At 42.1% G+C, this 22953-nt stretch carries 21 protein-coding genes and 2 riboswitches; of the genes, 14 read left to right on the top strand and 7 right to left on the bottom strand.

The window, feature by feature from the left end; translation table 11 throughout:
* Positions 1-81: 81 nt before the first annotated feature.
* Entirely contained in the window at positions 82-336 is a 255-nt protein-coding gene (locus tag M3593_RS20430; protein WP_144474365.1) for a YhdB family protein, read from the bottom strand.
* Positions 337-510: 174 nt separating this feature from the next.
* Between M3593_RS20430 and M3593_RS20425 the strand changes: the two genes are divergently transcribed.
* The 3 genes from M3593_RS20425 (at position 511) to M3593_RS20415 (ending at position 3393) form a co-directional block, all read left to right on the top strand.
* The gene (locus M3593_RS20425) at positions 511-834 is read left to right on the top strand and encodes a DUF3889 domain-containing protein (RefSeq protein ID WP_251544631.1); all 324 of its coding nucleotides are present in this window, start codon (positions 511-513) and stop codon (positions 832-834) included.
* Positions 835-902: 68 nt separating this feature from the next.
* Positions 903-2315, top strand: a complete 1413-nt coding sequence (locus tag M3593_RS20420) for a SpoVR family protein (protein WP_144474369.1) — start codon at positions 903-905, stop codon at positions 2313-2315.
* Positions 2316-2475: 160 nt separating this feature from the next.
* Positions 2476-3393, top strand: coding sequence for a cation diffusion facilitator family transporter (locus tag M3593_RS20415; protein ID WP_251544630.1), 918 nt, complete (start codon positions 2476-2478; stop codon positions 3391-3393).
* Between the two features lie 30 nt (positions 3394-3423).
* Here M3593_RS20415 and M3593_RS20410 read toward each other — a convergent pair whose 3' ends face one another.
* The gene (locus tag M3593_RS20410; RefSeq protein ID WP_144474373.1) at positions 3424-3744 is read right to left on the bottom strand and encodes an ArsR/SmtB family transcription factor; all 321 of its coding nucleotides are present in this window, start codon (positions 3742-3744) and stop codon (positions 3424-3426) included.
* A gap of 63 nt (positions 3745-3807) precedes the next feature.
* Entirely contained in the window at positions 3808-4488 is a 681-nt protein-coding gene (locus M3593_RS20405; protein ID WP_251544629.1) for a DUF421 domain-containing protein, read from the bottom strand.
* A gap of 150 nt (positions 4489-4638) precedes the next feature.
* Between M3593_RS20405 and M3593_RS20400 the strand changes: the two genes are divergently transcribed.
* The gene (locus tag M3593_RS20400; RefSeq protein WP_144474377.1) at positions 4639-5007 is read left to right on the top strand and encodes a YidH family protein; all 369 of its coding nucleotides are present in this window, start codon (positions 4639-4641) and stop codon (positions 5005-5007) included.
* A gap of 15 nt (positions 5008-5022) precedes the next feature.
* Here M3593_RS20400 and M3593_RS20395 read toward each other — a convergent pair whose 3' ends face one another.
* The gene (locus M3593_RS20395) at positions 5023-5673 is read right to left on the bottom strand and encodes a DUF3939 domain-containing protein (RefSeq protein WP_251544628.1); all 651 of its coding nucleotides are present in this window, start codon (positions 5671-5673) and stop codon (positions 5023-5025) included.
* Between the two features lie 557 nt (positions 5674-6230).
* Between M3593_RS20395 and M3593_RS20390 the strand changes: the two genes are divergently transcribed.
* The 5 genes from M3593_RS20390 (at position 6231) to M3593_RS20370 (ending at position 12998) form a co-directional block, all read left to right on the top strand.
* Positions 6231-8573, top strand: a complete 2343-nt coding sequence (locus tag M3593_RS20390; RefSeq protein ID WP_251544627.1) for a sensor domain-containing protein — start codon at positions 6231-6233, stop codon at positions 8571-8573.
* A 46-nt stretch (positions 8574-8619) separates the two neighbouring features.
* Positions 8620-8719: riboswitch (guanidine-I (ykkC/yxkD leader) on the top strand.
* Positions 8720-8956: 237 nt separating this feature from the next.
* A complete protein-coding gene (gene sugE, locus M3593_RS20385) occupies positions 8957-9280 on the top strand; it encodes a quaternary ammonium compound efflux SMR transporter SugE (RefSeq protein ID WP_144474383.1) in 324 nt (107 codons plus the stop codon).
* A gap of 202 nt (positions 9281-9482) precedes the next feature.
* Complete coding sequence (locus tag M3593_RS20380) at positions 9483-9836, top strand: hypothetical protein (RefSeq protein ID WP_144474385.1); 354 nt, start codon at positions 9483-9485, stop codon at positions 9834-9836.
* Positions 9837-10088: 252 nt separating this feature from the next.
* Positions 10089-11885 carry a TIGR04190 family B12-binding domain/radical SAM domain protein gene (locus M3593_RS20375; RefSeq protein ID WP_251544626.1) on the top strand — a complete coding sequence of 599 codons (1797 nt, stop codon included), beginning with the start codon at positions 10089-10091 and terminating at the stop codon, positions 11883-11885.
* Positions 11886-12041: 156 nt separating this feature from the next.
* Positions 12042-12998 carry a cation diffusion facilitator family transporter gene (locus tag M3593_RS20370; protein WP_144474389.1) on the top strand — a complete coding sequence of 319 codons (957 nt, stop codon included), beginning with the start codon at positions 12042-12044 and terminating at the stop codon, positions 12996-12998.
* A gap of 45 nt (positions 12999-13043) precedes the next feature.
* Here the strand turns inward: M3593_RS20370 and M3593_RS20365 are convergent, their stop codons facing one another.
* A complete protein-coding gene (locus tag M3593_RS20365; protein ID WP_144474391.1) occupies positions 13044-14393 on the bottom strand; it encodes a hemolysin family protein in 1350 nt (449 codons plus the stop codon).
* A gap of 491 nt (positions 14394-14884) precedes the next feature.
* Here M3593_RS20365 and M3593_RS20360 point away from each other — a divergent pair, with 491 nt between their 5' ends.
* A complete protein-coding gene (locus tag M3593_RS20360) occupies positions 14885-15952 on the top strand; it encodes an ATP-binding protein (RefSeq protein ID WP_251544625.1) in 1068 nt (355 codons plus the stop codon).
* 110 nt (positions 15953-16062) lie between these two features.
* Here M3593_RS20360 and M3593_RS20355 read toward each other — a convergent pair whose 3' ends face one another.
* Positions 16063-16623 carry a GNAT family N-acetyltransferase gene (locus tag M3593_RS20355; protein WP_144474395.1) on the bottom strand — a complete coding sequence of 187 codons (561 nt, stop codon included), beginning with the start codon at positions 16621-16623 and terminating at the stop codon, positions 16063-16065.
* 126 nt (positions 16624-16749) lie between these two features.
* Between M3593_RS20355 and M3593_RS20350 the strand changes: the two genes are divergently transcribed.
* Positions 16750-18018, top strand: a complete 1269-nt coding sequence (locus M3593_RS20350) for a dicarboxylate/amino acid:cation symporter (RefSeq protein WP_144474397.1) — start codon at positions 16750-16752, stop codon at positions 18016-18018.
* A gap of 239 nt (positions 18019-18257) precedes the next feature.
* On the opposite strand, the gene M3593_RS20345 is transcribed toward M3593_RS20350, so the two are convergent.
* Positions 18258-19388: a histidine kinase N-terminal domain-containing protein gene (locus M3593_RS20345; protein ID WP_251544624.1), complete on the bottom strand. Its 1131-nt coding sequence runs from the start codon at positions 19386-19388 to the stop codon at positions 18258-18260.
* A 244-nt stretch (positions 19389-19632) separates the two neighbouring features.
* Positions 19633-19740: riboswitch (TPP riboswitch) on the top strand.
* 107 nt (positions 19741-19847) lie between these two features.
* Between M3593_RS20345 and thiT the strand changes: the two genes are divergently transcribed.
* The 3 genes from thiT to feoB all read left to right on the top strand — a co-directional run bounded on the left by thiT (position 19848) and on the right by feoB (position 22930).
* Positions 19848-20444: an energy-coupled thiamine transporter ThiT gene (thiT, locus tag M3593_RS20340; RefSeq protein ID WP_144474401.1), complete on the top strand. Its 597-nt coding sequence runs from the start codon at positions 19848-19850 to the stop codon at positions 20442-20444.
* Positions 20445-20696: 252 nt separating this feature from the next.
* Positions 20697-20921: a FeoA family protein gene (locus M3593_RS20335; protein ID WP_144474403.1), complete on the top strand. Its 225-nt coding sequence runs from the start codon at positions 20697-20699 to the stop codon at positions 20919-20921.
* Entirely contained in the window at positions 20921-22930 is a 2010-nt protein-coding gene (gene feoB / locus M3593_RS20330; RefSeq protein WP_144474967.1) for a ferrous iron transport protein B, read from the top strand. The genes M3593_RS20335 and feoB overlap by 1 nt, the downstream gene beginning before the upstream one ends.
* Positions 22931-22953 lie beyond the last annotated feature (23 nt).

Raw genomic sequence — 22953 nt, 5'->3', positions numbered from 1 at the left:
CTGATGGATAACAGCATAAAAAAGAACAAACACGGCACCTTAATATAGGTGGCCGTGTTATTTTTTGGTGGAATTCTCAGTTTAAATCGAGCCGGTTACAGCGGTTTCCAGGCAGTCGTCGCCGGCGGCTTCATTTGCGTGGTCGATGTATCTTAGCAGTGAATACAGGCTTTTTTCAATGACGGTATAATCTTTTTCAAAGTTATAAGCGTGGAGAAAATGCTCAATTTTCTTAGCCAGGAATTGATCCTCGGTCCTGACCATCAGGATGAGCAGGTTATCCCATTGGGACCGATGCGTGTAATATAGTGCGCGGTCATAATCCGTTTTGTTCATTGTCAATCCTCCTTATGAGGAGTTGATAATATTATATGGAGTTGAGTGCGGAACTTCCTCAGAAAATGTTGGACGCCTTTGTTTACAGGGTTATTTAATATTTACCTGTATATTCGGCCATTAGATGAACTCTGGGTACTTAAGGGAAAAAAACAGCGAAAAGGGGCGTTATAAATGAAAAAGTTTCTTTTATCATTAACAGTAACCATGCTTATGTCCATCGGCTCCCTAAGTATAGATAGTGGTGCGCAAAGGCCTGATTATGAAAAATATAGCCGGATCGCTACCGCCGTGATCAAAGAAGATTTTCCCGGTGAGGAGGTCCAGGATTATAAGTATATGGGCCGAAAGCAAATTGATGATCGGCAGGTGCTGGACTCCTTCCAGTACAAAGTAAATGTAAACGGGAAACCAGTTTTTATGACCGTACAAATCACACATGATTTGAAAAACAACCGATTAGTAAGCCTTAGCGTAACTGAACAGCAACAGCAGTAAAGTTTTTAACCTGTTCATCTTTCTCCTTTTTTTCTCATACATTGTTGTAAGAGGTGAAAGGGGGAGAGATGGTGTCGGAAGAACAGAAGTCTCTAGAATATGCCATTTCTGAAATTACTGAGATTGCAAAGGGATTTGGGCTGGATTTTTATCCGATGCGATATGAAATTTGTCCTGCCGAAATCATCTATACATTTGGGGCATACGGGATGCCAACGAGATTTTCACACTGGAGCTTCGGAAAACAGTTCCATAAAATGAAGCTTCATTATGATTTGGGGCTATCGAAGATTTATGAATTGGTAATCAATTCGAATCCCTGTTATGCTTTCCTGCTTGATTCGAATTCGCTGATCCAGAACAAATTAATTGTTGCCCATGTACTCGCTCATTGCGATTTTTTCAAAAATAATGTACGTTTCCAGAATACGAAAAGGGATATGGTTGAGAGCATGGCAGCAACCGCGGAACGGATCCGCAAATATGAAATCGAGCATGGGAAACAAGCAGTTGAGTCATTTCTGGATGCTGTATTGGCGATTGAAGAGCATATCGATCCTTCATTAATGAGGCCAAAGCTCGCATGGTCAATCGAAGACGATGACGGTGATGATGAACCAGTAACTGCAGCCAGTCCATATGATGATCTTTGGGATCTTGATACAAAAAATGCACAGCCCAAAGAAGCTAACAAGAAAAAGAAATTCCCGCCAAGGCCAGAGAAAGATCTTCTTTTATTCATCGAAAGCTACAGCCGGGAGTTGGCTGACTGGCAAAGGGATATCCTGACGATGATGCGTGAGGAAATGCTCTATTTTTGGCCGCAGCTGGAGACGAAAATCATGAACGAGGGATGGGCATCTTACTGGCACCAACGGATTCTCCGAGAGATGGACCTGACCAGCGGGGAGTCAATCGAGTTCGCCAAATTGAATGCTGGTGTTGTTCAGCCATCGAAGACAGGTATCAACCCATATTATCTTGGTATTAAAATGTTTGAAGATATAGAAGAGCGGTATGATAATCCAACTGAGGAAATGAAACGCCGAGGTGTCAAACCAGGATCAGGAAGGGAAAAAATGTTCGAAGTCCGTGAGATTGAATCGGATATATCATTTTTACGCAATTACCTGACCAAGGATCTTGTCATGCGAGAGGATATGTATCTTTTCCAAAAGCAGGGCAGGGAATACAAAGTCGTAGACAAAGCCTGGGAACAAGTCCGTGACCAGCTTGTAGGGATGAGAGTGAATGGCGGGTTCCCTTATCTGACTGTGACAGATGGTGATTACCTTAAAAACGGTGAGCTATATATAACGCATGGCTTCGAAGGAATAGAATTGGACATTAAATACCTTGAAAAAGTTCTCCCGTATATCCATCAGCTATGGGGCCGAAAGTGTCATATTGAAACGATTGTCGAAGGCAGGGCCATGCTTTACACGTATGATGGAAAAGGGGTCCACCGCAAATATTTATAAGTCCAGGACAGAACCGCTGATACCAGCGGTTTTTTTATGTGTAAAAAACATAATAATAAGGTAAATAAAATAGACAAGCTTATTGTTGAACCAATTTTACAATTGAGTCATAATAATATATATGAGCATATATTCATATATGTAAAGGAGGGTCTGACAAATGGGTCATAATCATTCGCATGGTGACAGTCATGGCCATAGTCATTCAAACAATAAAAAGGCATTGTTCTGGTCTTTCCTTTTAATCTCAGCGTTCATGATTGTGGAAGTAATCGGAGGCATCCTTACAAACAGTCTGGCACTTCTTTCCGATGCCGGCCATATGCTTTCTGATGCGGCAGCACTTGGGTTGAGTTTATTTGCGATGAAGCTTGGTGAAAAAAAAGCTACACACTCCAAGACATACGGATTCAAACGTTTTGAAATTATCGCAGCTGCCCTCAACGGTCTGACTTTGATCATCATCTCGGTTTATATCTTTGTCGAAGCATACCATCGCCTGGCCAATCCTCCTGAAGTGCAGAGTCTTGGAATGCTGACCATTTCTGTTATTGGTTTGCTGGTCAATATTGTTGCGGCATGGATTTTAATGCGTGGTGACAAAGATGAAAACTTGAACATCAGGAGTGCTTTTCTTCATGTAATAGGTGACATGCTAGGCTCAGTTGGCGCAATCGTTGCAGCATTGCTCATCTACTTTTTTGGCTGGGGACTTGCGGATCCAATCGCAAGTGTCGCAGTTGCAATCCTGATCATCATCAGCGGCTTCAGGGTTACGAAGGATAGCTTTCATGTACTGATGGAAGGCACCCCAGAACAGATTAAAGTGCATGAAGTGAAAGAAGAAATCATGAAAATTCCAGAAGTAAAGGATGTGCACGATGTCCATGTTTGGTCGATCACATCAGGGATTTTCATGCTTAGCGGCCATATTGCCGTCAAAGGGGAAGGAGCACATGACCGTGTCCTCAGGGCAGCGCAGACTCTGCTTCATGACCGTTTTGGCATCGACCATAGCACACTTCAGGTCGAAGCGGAGGAACACGGATGCCCGTGTGCGCATGGGCCTTGTAATTAGACTTTTAAAAAAAATGCCAGCTAATCTACTTTAATGATGGCTGGCATGTTCTATGCTTTGCTGCAGCAGGTCAATGACATGTTCGTCGTCATGGGTGTAATAAAGGGTTGTACCCTCTCTCCTGAATTTGACGAGCCGGAGGTTTTTTAAAAAACGCAATTGATGTGAGACAGTTGATTGCAGTAATGACAGTTTTTCGGCAATTTCATTGACTGAATGTTCTCCCTGGAACAGCAGGTGAAGAATCCTCAGACGAGTCGGATCGGATAAGGCCTTGAATGTTTGCGACACCATGAATAGAGTTTCCTCATCCAGTTCAGCAGTTTCCTTTTTCTTTCCTTCCACTTGCATCAGCCTCCCACCTCATTATACCGTATCCAGGGGCTGATGGAATCGCGCCCGTTAAAATCTGCTCTAGCTCTTCTGCTGGATAAAGAATCCATCAGATTCGGACCATTCAGCGAAATAGACCTCATCCAGCTTTTGTATTCCTTCCTCAGTCAGTTTTTGATTGAGCCATTTCTCATCCTTCCCAATATTTCTAAGACCTTTCAATACCGGCTTTCCTTCATCAACGACAGTTTCAGCGATTTCCGTTCTCGGAGCGTGTACATCTAGCCCTGCGTATGTCGGGGGTTGTGCTTGTGGCTTTAACAGGACGCTGATGTTTCCACTTGTTTCGAGTATGACATCCTTCACATCATTCATTGAAAAAACGCCTTTAAGCCGTAACAGAGATTTTAATTGCTCCATTTCAAGCTCAGCATTATTCAGGTTTTCAATCTGGATTTCCCCATTCTTGACAAGAGGTTCTGCCTGTCCTTTCAGGATTGGCCGAAGGTTATCAGATTTCTGGGTTGTTTTTTCAACAACGAAAATTAACAATCCCCAGACACCAATTCCGAAAAGCATTTCCCAGATCGTAGAAAATGACTTTTTAAACAGGTTTTCCTCGACCAACCCGCCTAAAACGACTGCATAGACAAAATCGAAAGGGGTGACCTGAGACATCTCCTTTTTGCCAAGCAGTCTGGTTACAATAATCAGGGCAGCAAGCCCGATGACCAATTTTACCGCAATCATAAAATACATCATATAATTCCACCCTCCTATATAAGGATGCATAACTATTCCCATTCGCGAGGAATGATAAAACAGGCAGAAAGTGGATAGGGTTGAGCATATGATGGGGAAGCATGGTGTTCACGTGGTAAACTTTATGTGATATCGAAGAGGGGGATCGGAATGGAAGAGAATAAAACGCTTGAATCTAAATATATCCAGCAGCATCTTGCGAACGAACGAACTTATCTTGCATGGGTCAGGACATCGATCGCCATTATTGGGATTGGATTTTTGGCATCAAGTCTGCATTTCAACAATATCAAGTCAGTGAGTCAGCTTGCCGACACGATCGCTGTTTTTGTCAGCATTTTTTCCCTGCTGATCGGCTTGACCATCCTGTTCCTTGCGACCATTCATTACTTTTCTGTACAGAAAAATATTAACAGCCAAACCTTCGAGTCGGCAAATAGTCTGATAAAAGTTTCAACAGGGATTATCTTTTTTATTTTCCTATTGCTCGGGTTATATTTAATTTCCATTTTATTTTGATCCTTGGCTTGATCTTCACGTTTTCATCATTGTGCTGTTTTTCTCTGGTTGTTTTTGAGTGACAAGACCATCGTAATTCGTGATATACAACTCGATTTCCGGCTCTGCATCAAGACAATGAGCTTTCAACAACTGATAATAGTTTACCCTGTTCGATGGATCAAATGGCAAAACGGGATACTCTTTAAATTCTTTCACATAATGATCTACGGCTCTTTGGACTTTATCGAGTGTGATCGCAAGGTCCTTCTCATTCTCGGCAAAAATATCGTAGGTTTCCTTTGACATGTAAAATTTCTGGGCGGGGATACCTTTCAAGATAGGGGCGAGTTGTTCTAAATCAATGCTATGATCGTCCTTAACAAGGATCGTTCGGTAAACACCTTTCGGGAGTTGATCGGAATATATTCTGACTGCCTGCCTAATCTCTCCCACACTGGACTCTATGATTGGCCAGGACTTTTTTTCTTCTTTTTCGCCTTGCTTTTTCCTGATTGCAAATGTAACGTGTGCTGCTCCTGCTATTGTGCCTATGATCGTGAACAAAGGATACAAATTGGCCAATAGGTCAAACAGAAAGCCAGTGATGGGCCAGACGATTGCGGATAAAGCTTTCATGACCGTTGTAAAAATGAACAGGATCCCTCTTTTTCTCCCAGTTTTCATTACAATTCCTCCTTTCAAAAAATGCTGACATGTTAAATGGGTCAAAACGAAAACGCTTACAGGTGTTTCCCTCTTTAGAATTCCATGTTTATGGCCGATAAATGAACTGAGAAGAATTAAATCGATGTAAAGGGTAAGGGGCTGAACAAAAGATAAAGAGGCTTTTTCTACTTTCATTATATAATAGTTGCCAATTTTGTGGGTTATTTCATTTTGAAAATTTAGAAAATGATTTTTTTGTCGCTTTTTTCATTGATGATTAATGTATAATATTGAAAAAGGTTTGTTCTTTTATAGGGAAATTGTCGTCTGGACTAAACTGAAGTCCATTTAAAAAACTTGCTCTTTTTATAGCCTGACAGGCATTGCATTGAAAGAAGGCTCTTTATGCTTTTAAAGCAAAAAACAACGAATACTTCTGCAATCTGATTCGGAAGCAAATTCGAAATGAGCCCCGCAGCCAGCAAGAATTCGGATAAGTGTGATCAAAAAGCCGCATTCAATCCGAAAACAGCCTTAAAAAGACAGAAACGAGGGGCAGGATGGAGATTCCCCAAATGTACATATTTGACATAAAAACAATAGCTTTGACCGTTGTCTTTTTAATCATTTCATCAATCATGGCGGTCGAATTCAGCAGACAGGTCAAAAAAAATACGGATAGAAAAAAACGAAGAATCGCTCTGTATTCACTGCTTCTGGCATTTACCTTTTTATTGACACATATTTTCGTGATCATTTCAGCAGGTGTTCCGTTTTCAACGGGCAACTTCTATTTATTTTTTCTTCTGTTCTATGGCATTTGCTCGATAGGAGCATACTCATCTTTGAGCCTTGCGCAAAGAGATATTGCTAATACGCCACAGTACATATACACAAGTCTGTTGATCGCCGCCAGCATTATGATTGCAGAGTATACCGCATTCTATATCATTTTCAGAGATACAATTGAGATCCAGTGGGCTTTAGCGATTTTAAGCACTTTCATGGTGTCAGTCACATCCTTTTTGCTGCTCAGGTTCCTGATGCAGATTACGAATGAGGATATCTATGAGTTTATAAAAAAATATAAGTATTGGGGGAGTGTCTTTGGCGGCATGGCCTTAGGCGGAATCCCTTATATTGTCCTGACTTCGATGATGCCGATCACCGAAGGGGCAGGAATCCAATCCTTTATGGCACCATTTATCTATATGGCCCTGGCTAATTTATTCTTTATGCTGATTCCAGACCTTTTCGGCGAAAAATTGATCATGAAGAATGTCCAGTCTCATTTATCCTTGTTCAGCCATAATCCCGATGCAGTCTTCAGGGTTGATTTACAGGGGTCTATCCTGAATGTGAATAAAGAGGCTGTTGAGCTGACAGGCTATACAGCGAATGAACTCACTGGTCTCCATTTTATCGAGTTGATTGGCAGCAGCGAAGAAGGGGAGAAAATCAGGAAATATTACCGGAGAGTGTTGAGCGGCGAGACCAAAGTGATTGAAACCTCTTTGAAAAAGGCGGATTCAACCTTCGCCGAAGTGAGAATCACAGCCGTAAGGATCATCGTTAAAAATACAACTGTTGGTGTCTTTGGAATTGTCAGGGACATTACTGAACAAAACAAGGCAGACAAAATGATTGAGTACCTTGCGTATCACGATGAACTGACCAATTTGCCGAACAGACGCAATTTAGAGAAAGTGATGGCAGGATTGTACATTAAGGATGATATCTTTTCTTTGATTTACCTTGATTTTGACCGTTTTAAAAGGATCAATGACACGTTTGGCCACTCGTTTGGTGATAAGATTCTCGTGCAAATCGGCAGGGAACTTGCAAAGGTGACACCTGAGAACTGCCTGGTTGCCAGAATCGGCGGTGATGAGTTCGCGATTCTCGTGACGGAAGGGAATAAGCCGGAAATCGTCGCAGCAGAAGTGATCAAGGCGTTCCAGACACCGCTATTTGCCGGGGGAATGGAGTTCCTGATTACGGCAAGTATCGGGATTGCCCATTTTCCAGATGATACAAGCGATCTTGAGCTGTTGCTGAAGTACGCCGACATGGCTATGTATAAAGCGAAGGAGAACGGAACGAATCACTTCCAGTTTTTTGACGAAAGCATGGTCGATCAGGATGTCAATAAATTTGAACTGGAGAATGAATTGCGTAACGCAATCAATAATGATTTGCTTACTGTTTTCTATCAGCCAAAGTACAATGCCATCACAAATGAAATAACCGGGGCAGAAGCATTAGCAAGATGGAAGCATCCCCGCCACGGAATGATTCCTCCAGGAGTGTTCATCCCGATTGCCGAGGAGGCAAATTTGATTGTTCCGCTTGAGAGGATGATCATCAGGCAGGTGTTCAGTCAGCTTGTCGCCTGGAAGGAGCAGAGGTACGAGGTTCCGCGGACATCCATCAATATCTCGATCATCCATTTTTATCAGGAGGATTTCGTAAAGTTCATGCAGCAATCTCTTAAAGAGTATGGTCTAGTGGGTGAATTGATTGAAATCGAAGTGACCGAAAGTATCATGATCAAGAAGGAAGACAGCATTAATGAACAGCTTCAGGCCCTGAGAGAAATTGGGATTGAAGTGAGCATCGATGATTTTGGAACAGGGTACAGCTCATTGAGCTATTTGAGCAAGCTTTCAGTCGATCGCCTGAAGATCGACCAAAGCTTCGTTTCACACTCCCAGGAAAATCGCGAAATTATTTCTACGATCGTTTCCATGGCAACGAACCTTAAGTTGAAGGTCATTGCCGAGGGAGTGGAGACAGAATCACAGATTAACTTGCTGAAGTCACTGGGCTGCCAGGAAGTCCAGGGCTATTACTATTCGCCGCCTTTGCCATCGAATGAATACGAAGCCATGATGAACAGGGAGCTCCTTGCGAATTAACGCATTCTTTTGACTGTGCAGTTCAATTATGATATTATTCCTCTTATGAAAAGTCCTCTAGGGTTCCGCGGCAGCACTGCTGGTCTGGTCCGAGAGAGGACGCACAGGAACACCTGTGTACACGGAGGGATAAAAACCCGGGAGATATCGAAATGATATCTCCCGGTTTTTTTTATGAAGGCTCTTTTCTCAAACTTTGTTGCTATTGACTACTAAATGGGATTGAATGACCTAGTTTTCTTTATAAAATTAAAGCTTATTAAGAGAAAAGAGCTTGCACACTTAAAAGCGAACTGCAAAATTGCATATAGCACGTTAAAATCGGCTTTAAGATTTTAACAACAATCTTTACGAAAACAACCTTTATGAAAGGAGCAATGAGCATGGCTTGGATTTTTTTAGTAATAGCTGGCATATTTGAAGTGGTTTGGGCAATTGGCCTGAAATATACAGAGGGATTCACGAAGCTAATACCTTCATTAATTACGCTGGCAGGGATGGCAATAAGCTTCTATTTTTTATCGATGGCTGTCAAAACACTGCCGATTGGCACCGCATATGCTATCTGGACAGGGATTGGTGCGGCAGGTGCCGTCATTCTTGGAATGATCCTGTTCGGGGAGCCGCGTAATCTTTTGAGGCTGATGTTTGTCGCCTTCATCTTAATCGGGATTATTGGTCTGAAGGCAACATCCGGAAGCAATTGACCATACAGAAAGCAGACATGCAATTTCATGCGGTCTGCTTTTTTGCTGTTGCTTTGATCTTTTGAGGAGGCACCCTGGGAATACAACTGAAAATATGTCAGATTTGAAAACATCGGCCGCATTTGTTACCAGTTTTGTAACATATCGATATGTTTAATGGTGTTAAAATTGATGTAAGCCAAATGAAGGGGAGCATGCTGAAATGGAAGGTTTATCTGAAATCGTTAATCTGTTAAAAGGAATCGAAAGTTCAATCGATTCCCTGAATAAACGGACCGAAAGCATAGAAAAGAGACTCGACCGACTTGAGAAAGTGGATAGCATCGAGCATCGCGTAACTTCTAACCAAATCGATATAACAGATATAAAAGACGCACTGGAAAGAATGGAAGAGCTTCAAAGTGCAAAAATCGAAAATATGCTGAAAGAGTTAATGACCCAGACAGAAACGAAGAACAATGCTGAATTCAGCACGATTCATAAACGCCTTGATTCCCATTTGTTGAAATTGGGAAGAGTCGAGGAAGAAATCCTGATCGTTCAGCAAGAAAAATAGATTTTGGAGAGATTGCCGAAATGCAGTCTCTTTTTGTTTATTAAATGGTTTTAGACTTCCACAAAACGTTCATAAATCTGCAAACGCTTGTCGCACGTGGTTTACAATAAGCTTTTAGAACATTGAATGTTCAGTTGTTCACAAAATATTTACCATTACTGGTCTTGGACGGAGGGGGCCAGAGTTATGATTAAAGTGTAATCAAACATTGTCAGGTATTTAAATAGAGTCTATTTTTTCGAGGTGAGTACTTTGAAATACGATTTAGTTCTTCTCCATGCACCAAGTGTATATGATTTCCGAAAAAATGCATTGCTGGCTGGCCCAATCAGTGATGTTGTTCCGTCATCTCCCGTTTTTGAAATGTATCCTATTGGGCTGACAAGTATTGCGGAATATTTGGAACGTCAGGGACTTCGGGTGAAAATCATCAATATAGCAAACCGGATGCTGATGGATGAGAGCTTCGATGTGGAAAAGAAACTGAAAAAAATCAAGACACGTGCTTTTGGGATTGATCTGCACTGGCTTCCCCATGCTCATGGCAGCATAGAACTTGCCAAAATTGTAAAAAATCTTCACCCGCAAACCCCCATCGTTTTTGGCGGACTATCTGCAACCTATTACCATAAAGAATTAATCGAGTATCCCTTCATAGATTTTGTCATGAGAGGCGATTCTACCGAAAAATTGATGCTGCTTTTGATTAAGTATTTGAAGTATGGCACACATCAGCCTGGGGGGATTCCAAACTTGACATGGAAGGATGGCAATACTCCTGTTTACAATCCTTTAAGCCATGTCCCCGACAGTCTGGATGAATTTGATATACCAGGCTATCGATATACAATCAAGTCTGTGTTCAAGTATAAAAATTTCCTGGACCCGCTGCCATACAATGGCTGGCTCCAATATCCGAATACAGCAATACTCACAGCAAAAGGTTGTACACAGGGATGCCTGATTTGCGGAGGCTCCAAGCAATCATATAAGGATAACTGCAACCGTAAAGTGCTTGCCAAACGGTCTCCACAGAAATTAATAGAGGACATTTTGTTCATTCAGCGCTTCAGCAGAGCGCCGATTTTCATTCTTCATGATATCCGCCAGGCAGGCAAAGAGTATGTTGATGAGTTTTTTGACCGCCTAAGCCAAATCAACCTTAAGAATGAACTGGTTTTTGAACTGTTCCAGTATGCCAATGAAGAGTTTTTTAGAAAAATCGAGCAGGCAGTGCCCAAGTACAGCATTGAATTAACCCTGGAAACACATGATGAAAAGATTCGCCGTTTTAATGGGAAATTCAACTGCACGAATGCGAAAGTAATTGAAACGCTTCAGGCTGCATTGAAGCACAGCTGCAAAAAGATTGATATTTTCTTCATGGTTGGCATTCCGCATCAGGATTACCAAAGTGCCCTGGATAATGTTATTTTTTGCGAGGAAATCCACAATGCCTGCGGAGGGGATAAACGGTTATCATACTTTGTCGCACCGCTTGCGCCGTTCCTCGACCCGGCAAGCCCGGCTTTTGAACAACCGGTGAAATACGGCTATAAAAAGTTCTGCCACACAATCGAAGACCATAGAAAAGCAATCACCCAGCCATCCTGGAAATACATGCTCAGCTTTGAAACCGATTATATGACCAGGGATGAAATTGTTCAGTCAACTTATGAATCTGCCAGAAACCTGAATGCATTCAAGTTGAAGCATGGCCTTGTCGACAAGAAGACGCATGATGAAGTCAATGAGAAAATTGACAGATCACTTGAGTATATTGAAAAAATCGATCAAATCGTCGCACTGCCTGAAGAAGAAAAAAATCGCCAGCTGGCCCTGCTCAGCAAGGAAATGGAGGAGGTCAACAAATACAGTATATGCGGAAAGCATGAACTGAAATGGGAAGTTAAAAAGCATTATGCGGATATATTCTCACTTACTGCGATCGGGATTGAACTATTGGCAGAGGACATTTTAATCAATGTCAAGCAGCGGTTCAATGCTTATAATAAACGAGTCGCAGAAGCCTCAAAGACCCGAACATGAACCATGACAAAAGGCTGCCAGGATATCCTGACAGCCTTTTTTGTCTGCTGCAAAAAGGGAACGTGTGTACAGGACAATTATAATAAATGTTTAAAGTAGCCAAAAATGTGAAAAATGTAAAAGAAATATCAACACAAGTGATAATCGGATGGAGGAATGTCATCAATGATAGAATTTTTGAAAAGAGGTAACAAGTCTTCCGGGATTGCTGCTCTCGGGAATACATTCCTTGCAATAATCAAGGGTGTTGCGGCTGCTATTAGCGGAAGTGGCACAATGCTGGCGACAACTCTTCATTCGGTTGCGGATGCATTGAACCAATTTTTCGTTTTCATTGGCAGTTCCATTTCTGAAAAAGAAGCAACCAAACGGTTCCCAACCGGTTTTGGCAGGGTTGTGAATCTATTTGTACTCATTGCAGTTATCATCATTTCGATTATGGCATACGAAACAGTCATCAAAGGATGGGAACTCATCCAGCATCCAAAAGCTTCATCAAATATGTGGCTGAATATCGTGATTATGCTAGTGGCAGTCCTTGTTGATGGAAGTATACTGGTAAAAGCGATGAAGGAAATTGCCCATGAAACTAGAAGTCAAGCAAGTGGGTTTGGCATCGTGCCGAATGCTTTTAAGAATGTCAGTTTCGCTGCACCGCCGACAAGGCTTGTTTTCTATGAAGATTTAATTGCAACATTCGGAGCACTTTTAGCATTGGCTTCTATTGTACTGGCACAAGTAACCGGTTTTTATTTGCTCGATGGTATCGGAACCTTGCTGATTGGAATCCTGCTGATCGGGATTGCTTTGAAGATTGGTTATGAGAATACAGTAGGCCTGATTGGTGTCGCAGCACCAAAGGTTGTTGAGGACCGGATTGCCCAGCTGATCCTGTCCGATCCAGATGTGGTCGACATCAATACACTAAGGATCGTCCAGGAGGGCAGACAGTATCACGTCGAAAGCTATCTTGAACTTCGTAAGGGACTGACACTGGCAGATGCGGATGATATCAAGTTCAGGGTCAGGGATAAGGTACTGACTGACCCTGACGTAGACGATGTAGTCATGGGAATCATCGAAGCTGATGATGTGCAGACGTGGAAAGTGTAAATAACAATGCAAAAACCCGGACAGGAAAATATGTCCGGGTTTTGCTTATGAAACGACTTCAGTTTTATTCATAAAAAAACTTTCTGATGGCTTTTCTTGCTCAGGTTGTTTTGTTACCTCGATATATTTGATATGGTGTTCTTCCATCTCGATGATTTTGAAATGGTAAGTACCGAAGCTGACAACGTCACCCTGTTTTACTTCGTAATTTTCGGTAAGCATCCAGCCCCCAATGGTATCGACGTCTTCATCGTTGATATCAAGTGAAAGAAGGTCATTTACCTCACTTACAAGTAATTTAGCATCAATGATATAGTGGCTTTCTTTGATTTTACGAATCATTGGCACTTCATCCATGTCGAACTCGTCACGAATTTCACCAACAATTTCTTCAAGGATATCTTCTACTGTCACCAGACCTGACGTGCCTCCGTATTCATCCATCAAAATCGCCATGTGTATGCGTTCTTTTTGCATCTTGACCAGCAAGTCATGAATCGGAATGCTGTCGATAACCCGGATAATGGGGCGAATATAGGAATCTATCGCTTTTTTGCCGCGGTCCTGATCGTGAATCAAATCAGTCATGACCTCCTTGATGTTGACGAGGCCGACAATATGGTCCTTGTCACCATCAATGACAGGATATCGGGTAAATTTTTCTTCTTTTACAATCTGGAGGAAAGTCTCCAGCGTATCTTCCAATGACAGGGATATGATTTCCGTACGGGGCACCATGATTTCCTTGGCGATCCTGTTGTCGAATTCGAAGATTTTATTTACATACTTAAACTCTGACTGGTTGATTTCACCACTTTTAAAGCTTTCAGAAAGAATAATGCGCAGTTCTTCTTCAGAATGAGCCAAATCATTTTCGGAGGCAGGCTTAAGTCCGACAAGCCCAACAGCAAGTCGGGCAGATCCGTTTAACAGCCAGATAAACGGATACATAATCTTGTAAAACAGGATCAACGGACCTGCGGTATTCAACGACACCCACTCTGCTTTTTGAATCGCTAATGTCTTTGGAGCCAATTCTCCGACTACGACGTGAAGGAATGTGATGGTCGCAAAGGCTATCCCGACAGACAAGATATGGCCCAAAGATTCAGAGACCTCGAGTCTGATGAATAACGGTTTCAGCAATTCGGCAATTGCCGGTTCTCCAAGCCAGCCGATAGCAAGGGCGGTAATCGTGATTCCCAACTGGCAGGCTGAAAGATACTCATCCAGATTGGTAATTACTCTTTTTGCCAGTATAGCCTTTTTGCTGCCTTCTTCTATTAATTGATCGATTCTGGAACTTCGCACTTTAACAATTGCAAATTCTGAAACAACAAAAAATGCCGTTAAAGCAATTAAAATGGCTATCCAAACCAAGTTAAATATGTCCAAATAAGTTCCCTTAGCCTGCAGAATTGCAGGTAAGGAGTCACCTCCCAGTAAACTGAAAATTAAGCTTAAATCAAGCTTCCATTTATTAATTTAATTTTCCAAGAAACTGCAACGGCCCATTTCCGTGCGGCTGGATCAGCCAGGGCCTACCTCCTGTTAAGCTGTTCCGCCCGCTCAGCAGCTGTTACATTCTTGATACGATAGTTTGCCCCATCATACCACCTCTGCTTTACCATTTAAATTTAATTATACCATATCCAGAATAATTCCGGGGAACATTAATGTTGTTGATAACAATGTATGAAAGTGATACATAAAGTATGAAGTTTATGTTTAATTATATGAGAAAATTCTGATTATAACAATTTAATCGATTTTCAGATTGAAGAAAAATTTCCCAATGTAAAAATTTTACTTTTAATAATATATTATGCAATTTAGGTTTGAAACTATTTTAAATATTCAGTAAGATTAATGAAAGGAGGGTGGACATGAGTAATCTTTTATCCAATCTGGAAAGCAAGCTGCAAAAGCAAGAGAAAACAAATGATCAAATCTGGGTGGAACCTTCCACAGATTTTATTTGTAAAAGAACGCCAGACGGCCTCATTAAGTATGTGACACCATCCGTTCAATCCATGCTAGGTTATGCCCCGGGTGAAATAATCGGAAGATTGTACACCTTATTCGTCCATGGTGAAGATTATAAAAGAATTGCCAAAATCGCTATGCCTGAAGGGGAAGAGGTGTGCAGCCTGACATACCGGTTAAAGAGAAAAGATGGGGTATACATCTGGGTCAGTTCACAGATTTCTGTCACACGTGACCCAAAAACGAATGAGCCTTTTGAGTTGATTTCTGTAACCAGTGATGTTTCCGCGAAAATAAAAGCGGAGCATTTCATCCTGGAATACGAGAAATTGAATGTTGTAGGTCAGCTTGCAGCAGGGATTGCCCATGAAATTAAAAACCCTTTGACAAGCCTTAAGGGTTTCATCCAGCTTATGAAAGCGGGAAGGGAACTGAATCAAGGCTATTTAGCTATCATGGAAGAGGAAATCAAACGCATTGAAGCGGTCTCTAAAGAACTGATGCTGATGGCGAAACCGCACAAGTCCGATTTTAAAACTTTCAACATGAATGATGTGGTTGATCATGCGATCACCCTTTTGATGGCTGAAGCAGCGAAGAAGTGCGTCGAAATTACCAGGAAATCAACACTTGAGAATGGAATGTTTCTTTGTGACGGAAACAAAATCAAGCAGGTGCTGATCAATTTGCTTATGAACGCGATTGATGCGATGGAGCAGCCGGGCAAGGTGACCGTGGGGATTTCGAAATCAGAGGAAGTTTTGACTATTATTGTCGCAGACAATGGTAAAGGGATTGCTCAGGAACATATGGATAAGATTGGCAAACCTTTTTTTACGACGAAGGAAAACGGTAATGGTCTTGGCCTGATGATATGCCATAAAATTATTGAAGAGCATAATGGCAAGATGAATGTGGAATCGAGTTCACAGGGGACAACTTTCACAATAAGTCTGCCGATTCAGTGAATTGTTCGGCAGGATTAATGAAGATTCTTCCCCCTGCCATTTTTTGCTGTTTCAAGCCATTCTTACTGGAAACAACCGGTACATCTTAAGAGCAAATAACCATAAGATGACTAATAGAATGCAGCTGACCGGCCATTCCACTCCCTAGCCAGAAGTCCATATACAATCAAGTCGTGAAAGTTGCCATTCAAGTATTCCCCGTCGCGTATGATTCCTTCCTTGCGAAAACCAAGTTTAACTGGTATAGCCTTGCTTTTTTGATTGTCCTTACCGCATCTTATTTCAATTCTGTTTAATCCATGTCCGTAAAAGGCATGGTTAATCACTGCATTTACTGCCCTGATTGTGATGCCCCTGCCTTGCCATTTTTCACCTAAATAGTAGCCGATGCTTGCCTGTGAGTTGTTCCAGTCAATCGCATGAAGGCTGATACTTCCCGCAAGGACTCCTCTGTATCTAATCCCAAAGTGAAAGCTGCTCCCTTCTTGGGAACTTTTCTCCCACATTTGAATAACAGAATGAATTTGTCCCGGTGATTGAATTCCATCTACCCAGGGCAGCCATTTCCTCAGATAACTTCGGTTTGTATCCAAAAGCCAGAACAATTCCCTGGCGTCCTGTGAACCAAACAGATTAACGCTGATCTCAGAATCGGTCTTTAAATAAAACATCCTATACCTCCAGTAAGAACCCAAATGGGAATTAATTCTAAATGCCGAAAGGTGGTTTATAGGGAATGAAAGAGGGAAAAAATCTTTACATTCTTTTTTATACTTTTTTAAACTGGGAGGAAGATTATGAAACTGACGACTAAAATATTGATAGGCCTTGGACTTGGTGCCATGACCGGGCTTATCCTTAACATCTTTTCACCTGAATTGTTCACTATTTTAGATAAATTCTTATTTACGCCACTAGGGAAGATATTTATCAATTTAATTAGTATGCTTGTCGTGCCCATTGTCCTGTTTTCAATCATTCTTGGTACCGCAGGACTGGGTGATCCGAAGAAACTCGGCAGGATTGGTTTTAAGACTGTAAGCTTCTTTTTAGCTACAACAGCAATTGCAATTATAATAGGCCTTGCTCTTTCCTACCTTATCAAGCCAGGTTTGATGGGCCAGTTTGATACTGCTGGAGCTGAATTCAAAGCTGAAAAAGCACCGCCAGTAAGTGAAACCTTTTTAAATCTTATTCCGGCGAACCCATTTGAAGCACTGACAACCGGAAATATGCTTCAGGTAATTGTTTTTGCGATTTTCATCGGTATAGCATTGACTGCCCTGGGTAATAAGACCAAAGGAATTTTGAACCTAATCGAACAGGGCAATGACATTATGATGTATTTAGTAGGACTTGTAATGAAGTTTGCTCCATACGGAACATTTGGTTTGATTGCAACTGCTATCGGCAGCCAGGGACTTGACGCTATCAAGGCTATGGGTGTATACATGCTCGTTGTAGTTCTTGCTTTAGTAATCCATGCTGTGATGACTTATGGATCAAGTGTATACTTCCTGGGGAAAATGAATCCTTTCAAGTTCTTCAAAGGATTCTCTCCGGCTATGGGGGTTGCGTTCAGTACATCAAGCAGCAACGCAACGCTTCCTGTATCAATGGAAACTGCCCAGAAGAATCTTCGCGTTCCTGAATCTGTTTCAAGCTTTGTCCAGCCGCTTGGCGCTACGATCAATATGGACGGAACTGCAATCATGCAGGGTGTAGCGACTGTCTTTATTGCCCAGGTTTATGGAGTAGACCTTTCAATGACTGAGCTGTTGACAGTCGTTTTAACGGCTGTACTTGCAAGTATTGGAACAGCAGGTGTGCCGGGCGTAGGCTTGATCATGCTGGCAATGGTTCTCCAGTCTGTCGGCCTGCCTGTTGAAGGCATCGGGTTGATCCTGGGAATTGACCGTCTTCTTGATATGGCGCGAACAGCTGTGAATATCACAGGAGATGCAGCATGTGCAGTCATTGTTGCTGAAACGGAGAAAAAACATGTTGTTCAAAAAGAGAAAAGAAGAATCACAAGTACAGAGGACAATCGTACACTTGAATATTAAGAATAAATAAAGGCTGTTTTCGTAAAGATTGTTGTTAAAATCTTAAAGCCGATTTTAACGTGCTATAAGCAATTTTGCAGTTCGTTTTTAAGTGTGCAAGCTCTTTTCTCATAATAAGCTTGAATTTTATAAAGAAAACTAGGTCATTCAATCCAATTTAGTAGTCAATAGCAACAAAGTTTGAGAAAAGAGCCTAAATAAAAGACCCTGCCGGCACCGGCAAGGGTCTTTTTGTGATGTTAGTTCTCCATCCTTATTAATGGCAAAAGCATGATGAATGAAGTTTTATCTGGCTCTGATGAGCATGCAAGTATGCCTTTGTGCTTCTCGATTATTTCCCGGCAGACAAATAACCCTAGGCCGGTTCCGAGCGTTTTTGTTGTGACGAATGGCTCGAAAATCGTCTTCAGCAACTGGTCGGGAATGACCGGTCCATTATTGGAAATCTCGATTTTTATATGTGTATCATTCACGAAGTATCCCTTGATTTCAATTTTAGGGTCAGCACGATACTGGCTCAACACATCAATTGCATTAAAGATGATATTGATCAAGACCTGTCTGATTTCATCGGAATATCCATACAATTCCATGTCATCTGCTACTTCCTTGGCAATCCGTACATTGGTGTCGAGGATGCTGGGATAAAGGAAATTTAAAACCTCATCAATCATTCTGTTTAATGAGAAAAGTTTTTTTTCCTTTCCAATTAGTTCTTTTTTAGAAAGAAGCAGAAATTGAGAGATCCGGAAATTGAGTTGTTCAAGCTCCCCGGAAATGATATCAAGATACTTCATATCCTCGTGTTCGGATCTCAACAGCTGGATAAATCCCTGGATAGAAGTCAGCGGATTGCGGAATTCATGGATAAAACTTGACGTCATCTGGCCGAGCAATGTCAGCCGGTCCTTATGGGTGGAGTCGATGAATTGGTTTTTTTCCTCAATGATTTTGTTTTTCTGTTCATTGTAGTAAGATACTGCGTAATACAGGAAGGTATCAAAACAGTAATTGATTCGGTTGATGGACTCCTGCATATCTTCCCATTCCATATTCATTTTGTGCAGGTGCTTGTAAAGTACAGATCGTCCTGAATTGACATTGTAGACAAAATCCCCAATATTGATGTCTGCGCGAACTCGTTCTTCTCCTACCATAAAGGCAAGTTTTTGGAGGTGGTCCTCCAGTTCTTCATTTGTCTTGGAAAAAACAGAGAGAATGATTTCATACATTTTCTCAGCGTTCTTGGTTATTTTTTCTTTATATGGATCATCTTCCGAGACGATGATTTTTACAGCCCAGTCGGCAATGAGTTGTTCCCTTTCACTAGTCAGGAAGCTAAGCAAACGGTTATCCGTGATTGGCAGCATTTTATTAAGTCCCCCAGTTTTTCTTTTCGATATTAAAGATTCGAGGTGCAGCTCGAAATCCCTTTGTCGAAAATTGAGAACATCCGCTGAATAGCGTCGAATCGATAAAAACGTGACAAAAGACCGATATTTTTAGCAACTTGAGGTGAGATTTGTCTTTTTTGATTCGACAAGGATTGGAAAAATAATATTTAACTTGTGATAAGAAAGAAGAAGTAGTATATTCATAGTGTAGAAACTAAATAATAACCACAAGGGGAGCTGCCAGAGAGCAGCTGAGAGTGAGCGGCCGAGTTCTTACCCTTTGAACCTGTTAGTTAATGCTAGCGAAGGAATGTGGATGCGATAGGAAAGCAATCATGGGAATCCTATATCGATCCCCTGATTGCTTTTTTTGTTTCTGAAGCAGAAAAGGCGTGTTGAAAACGGACCTCATTCTGGAAAGAAGGAGGAACAGTTATGAAGCAAAAACAAACATTATTTTTAGTGGAAGTGGCAGTGTTTTCCGCACTGGCTTATTTGTTGGATTTATTCTCGGGATTTTTATTTTCTCGAATCTGGCCGCAGGGCGGTTCAGTATCAATCGCGATGGTACCGGTTTTCCTGATGGCATTTCGCTGGGGAATCAAGGGAGGAGCCATCACAGGGCTTCTGCTGGGACTACTGCAATTCATCCTGGGATTCTCGCAAATATTCCATCCTGTCCAGGGAATCATCGATTATTTGGTGGCCTTCACTGTATTAGGGTTTGCCGGTATTTTTGCAAGACAGATCCAAGAGAATATCAGGAATGGATATAAAAAGAGGTGGATAGGATTGATCATCGCGGGGACCTTCCTTGGAAGCCTGCTTCGCTTTATCGCCCATTTCTTTTCCGGCTGGGTCTTTTTCGGAGTTTGGGCGCCAGAAGGACAGCCGGCTTGGCTGTATTCACTCATCTATAACGGAACCTATATGATTCCAAGTATGATTTTAAGCGCAATTATCATTATTCTTGTCATTGGCTATGCTCCATCAAGGATGGTCAAATCGACACTTGTAAGCAATAAAATGTGATATATCAAGGAGAGCTGACAATTCATTCAGCTCTCCTTTTTCACCTTTATAATATACCCGTTAAGGTATGTGATGAGCGTGAAACTGAAACTCGGAAAAATTGTCAATTCTATGGAGTTTTCCATATTCTCATATGTTATAAGTGTGTTTTGTGATTTATGTCACAGTGAAAGTGACCTGAAACTGATTAAATAAAGATAATCATTCTCAATTAGATATAAAAAACTAACAAACTGAAAAAAGGTGATGGCTATGCTGGGAAAATTAAAGACTGGTGAAAAAGGCCGGATCATGAATATTGCTGGAACTGACAAATATGTCAGAAGAAGATTGCTTGATTTCGGGATTTCTGAAGGATCGGAAGTATGCATAAAATGCATTCTGCCTTTTGGCGGCCCGGTCATGGTTGAATCATGCGGCCAATGCATAGGTATCCGCCGCAAGGAAGCATTACGGATCGAAGTGGAGCGAGTATGATGAACATAGCGCTTATCGGCAATCCGAATACCGGAAAAACTTCGTTATTTAATAACTTAACAGGATCATATGAATATGTTGGCAACTGGAGCGGAGTAACGGTCGAAAAGAAAGTTGGCCTTTTCAAGAATGGAAAGGATCAGCTGATTGATTTACCAGGAGTCTATACGCTCAATCCATTGTCGAAGGATGAGGGTGTGGTTACGAACTTTTTCCTGGAGGATTCGTTCGAGAAACTTTTGAATATCCTCGATGCGTCGCAATTAAGGCGTAATTTGCACCTTACCCTGCAGCTTCTGGAATATGGCGCCCCGATCACTATTGGTTTGAATATGCTTGACGTTGCAAAAAACAGGGGCATACAAGTCGATATTGAACAGTTGTCAAAATCATTAGGGGTCCATGTTGCTCCTGTCGTGGCAAGATCAGGAAAGGGCTGTAACGAACTTGCTGAACTTGCGACAAGAGAACCGTCAGGAACTGGCAAAACAAATCTTGTGTATTATGGAAAAGCAATAGAGGAGGGAATCCTCCAGCTGGGGCTGAAATTGGATGGGAGGACACGATTTCCTGTTCGCTGGCTGGCCATTCAATTGTTTGAAGGGAATCCCTATGTTAAAAACTATTTGACTGCCTTTTTGCCATCGGAAGAAATCGAATCACTTGTCGACTCTATCATTGTTACAGAGCAACAACAATCAGGGAGCAAACAAGCGCTGGACCAGGTAATACATCGCAAAAGAAGTGAAGCGATCGATAAAATTGTATCTGCTGCTACAACGAGACCGGAAAATGGAAAAATACCATTGACTGAGAAAGTTGATATGATTGTGACGAATAAATTCCTCGGGATTCCGATCTTCCTTGTCATGATGTATATCATGTTCATGCTTACCTTTGACTGGCTTGGCTTCCCGCTTTCAGATAAACTGGACACAATCTTATCCGGACCTGTGACAGCTGGTATCGCGGCGGCACTTAACTGGGCAGGAGCATCCTCATTTATAAAAGACCTTGTGCTTGATGGAATTGTGGCCGGGGTAGGTGGAGTTCTTGTCTTTGTACCGCAAATCTTCATTTTGTTCTTTTTCATTTCCCTGCTCGAGGATTCAGGGTATATGGCCCGTGTCGCGCTAGTCATGGACAGGTTGATGGAATCTGTAGGCCTCAACGGGAAGGCTTTCATCCCGATGATGATCGGTTTCGGCTGCAATGTGCCAGGCATCATGGCGGCAAGGACGATTGAGACACCAAAAGAGAGATTAATGACCATCCTGCTGACGCCGCTGATGTCATGTTCAGCCAGGCTTCCTGTATATGCTTTGTTTGTCGGTGCTTTTTTTACAGGGCATAAGGCCGCTGTGGTTCTTAGTTTGTATGTACTAGGGGTGGCAATCGCCCTAATTCTGGCCAAGGTCTTTTCAAAGACACTGTTGAAAGGGGAAAGCTCCGTTTTCGTCATAGAGCTGCCTCCATACAGAATGCCGCAGGCAAAAGCGCTTTGGAGAAGCACTTGGGATAAGGGAAAAGGATTCGTAAAAAAAGCCGGTACTTTCATCTTTGCAGGCTCTGTCCTGATCTGGCTGCTCGCCTATGCCGGTCCAGACGGCATGAATGTCAGCATGGATGAAAGCTATCTGGCGCTTCTGGGGGGAATCTTTGCTCCTCTGCTGGCTCCTATAGGATTCGGAACCTGGCAGGCAAGTGCTTCACTTTTCACTGGTTTCCTGGCTAAAGAAGCGATTATTTCAACGATGAACATCATCTACTTTGTCCCGGATGAAGCAAGCCTCCAGGGGCTGCTGGCGATTCATTATACACCACTTGCTGCATACAGCTTCATGGTGTTCATCCTGCTGTATATTCCTTGCCTCGCGACTACTGCGACCATTTATAAGGAAACAGGCTCAAAACGCTGGACCGCTTTTTCAATCGGTTATGCACTTGTCATCGCTTACCTTTTGTCACTGGCCATCTACCAGGGCGGAATGCTGATGGGATTCAGCTAAAAGAAGCTCGAAGGAGGAAGGGA

The organism is Mesobacillus sp. MER 48, assembly GCF_023714225.1.
Taxonomy (GTDB): domain Bacteria; phylum Bacillota; class Bacilli; order Bacillales; family Cytobacillaceae; genus Mesobacillus; species Mesobacillus oceanisediminis_A.
The sequence above is the reverse complement of the archived record's forward strand: the minus strand, read 5'-3'. Positions and strand labels throughout refer to the sequence as shown.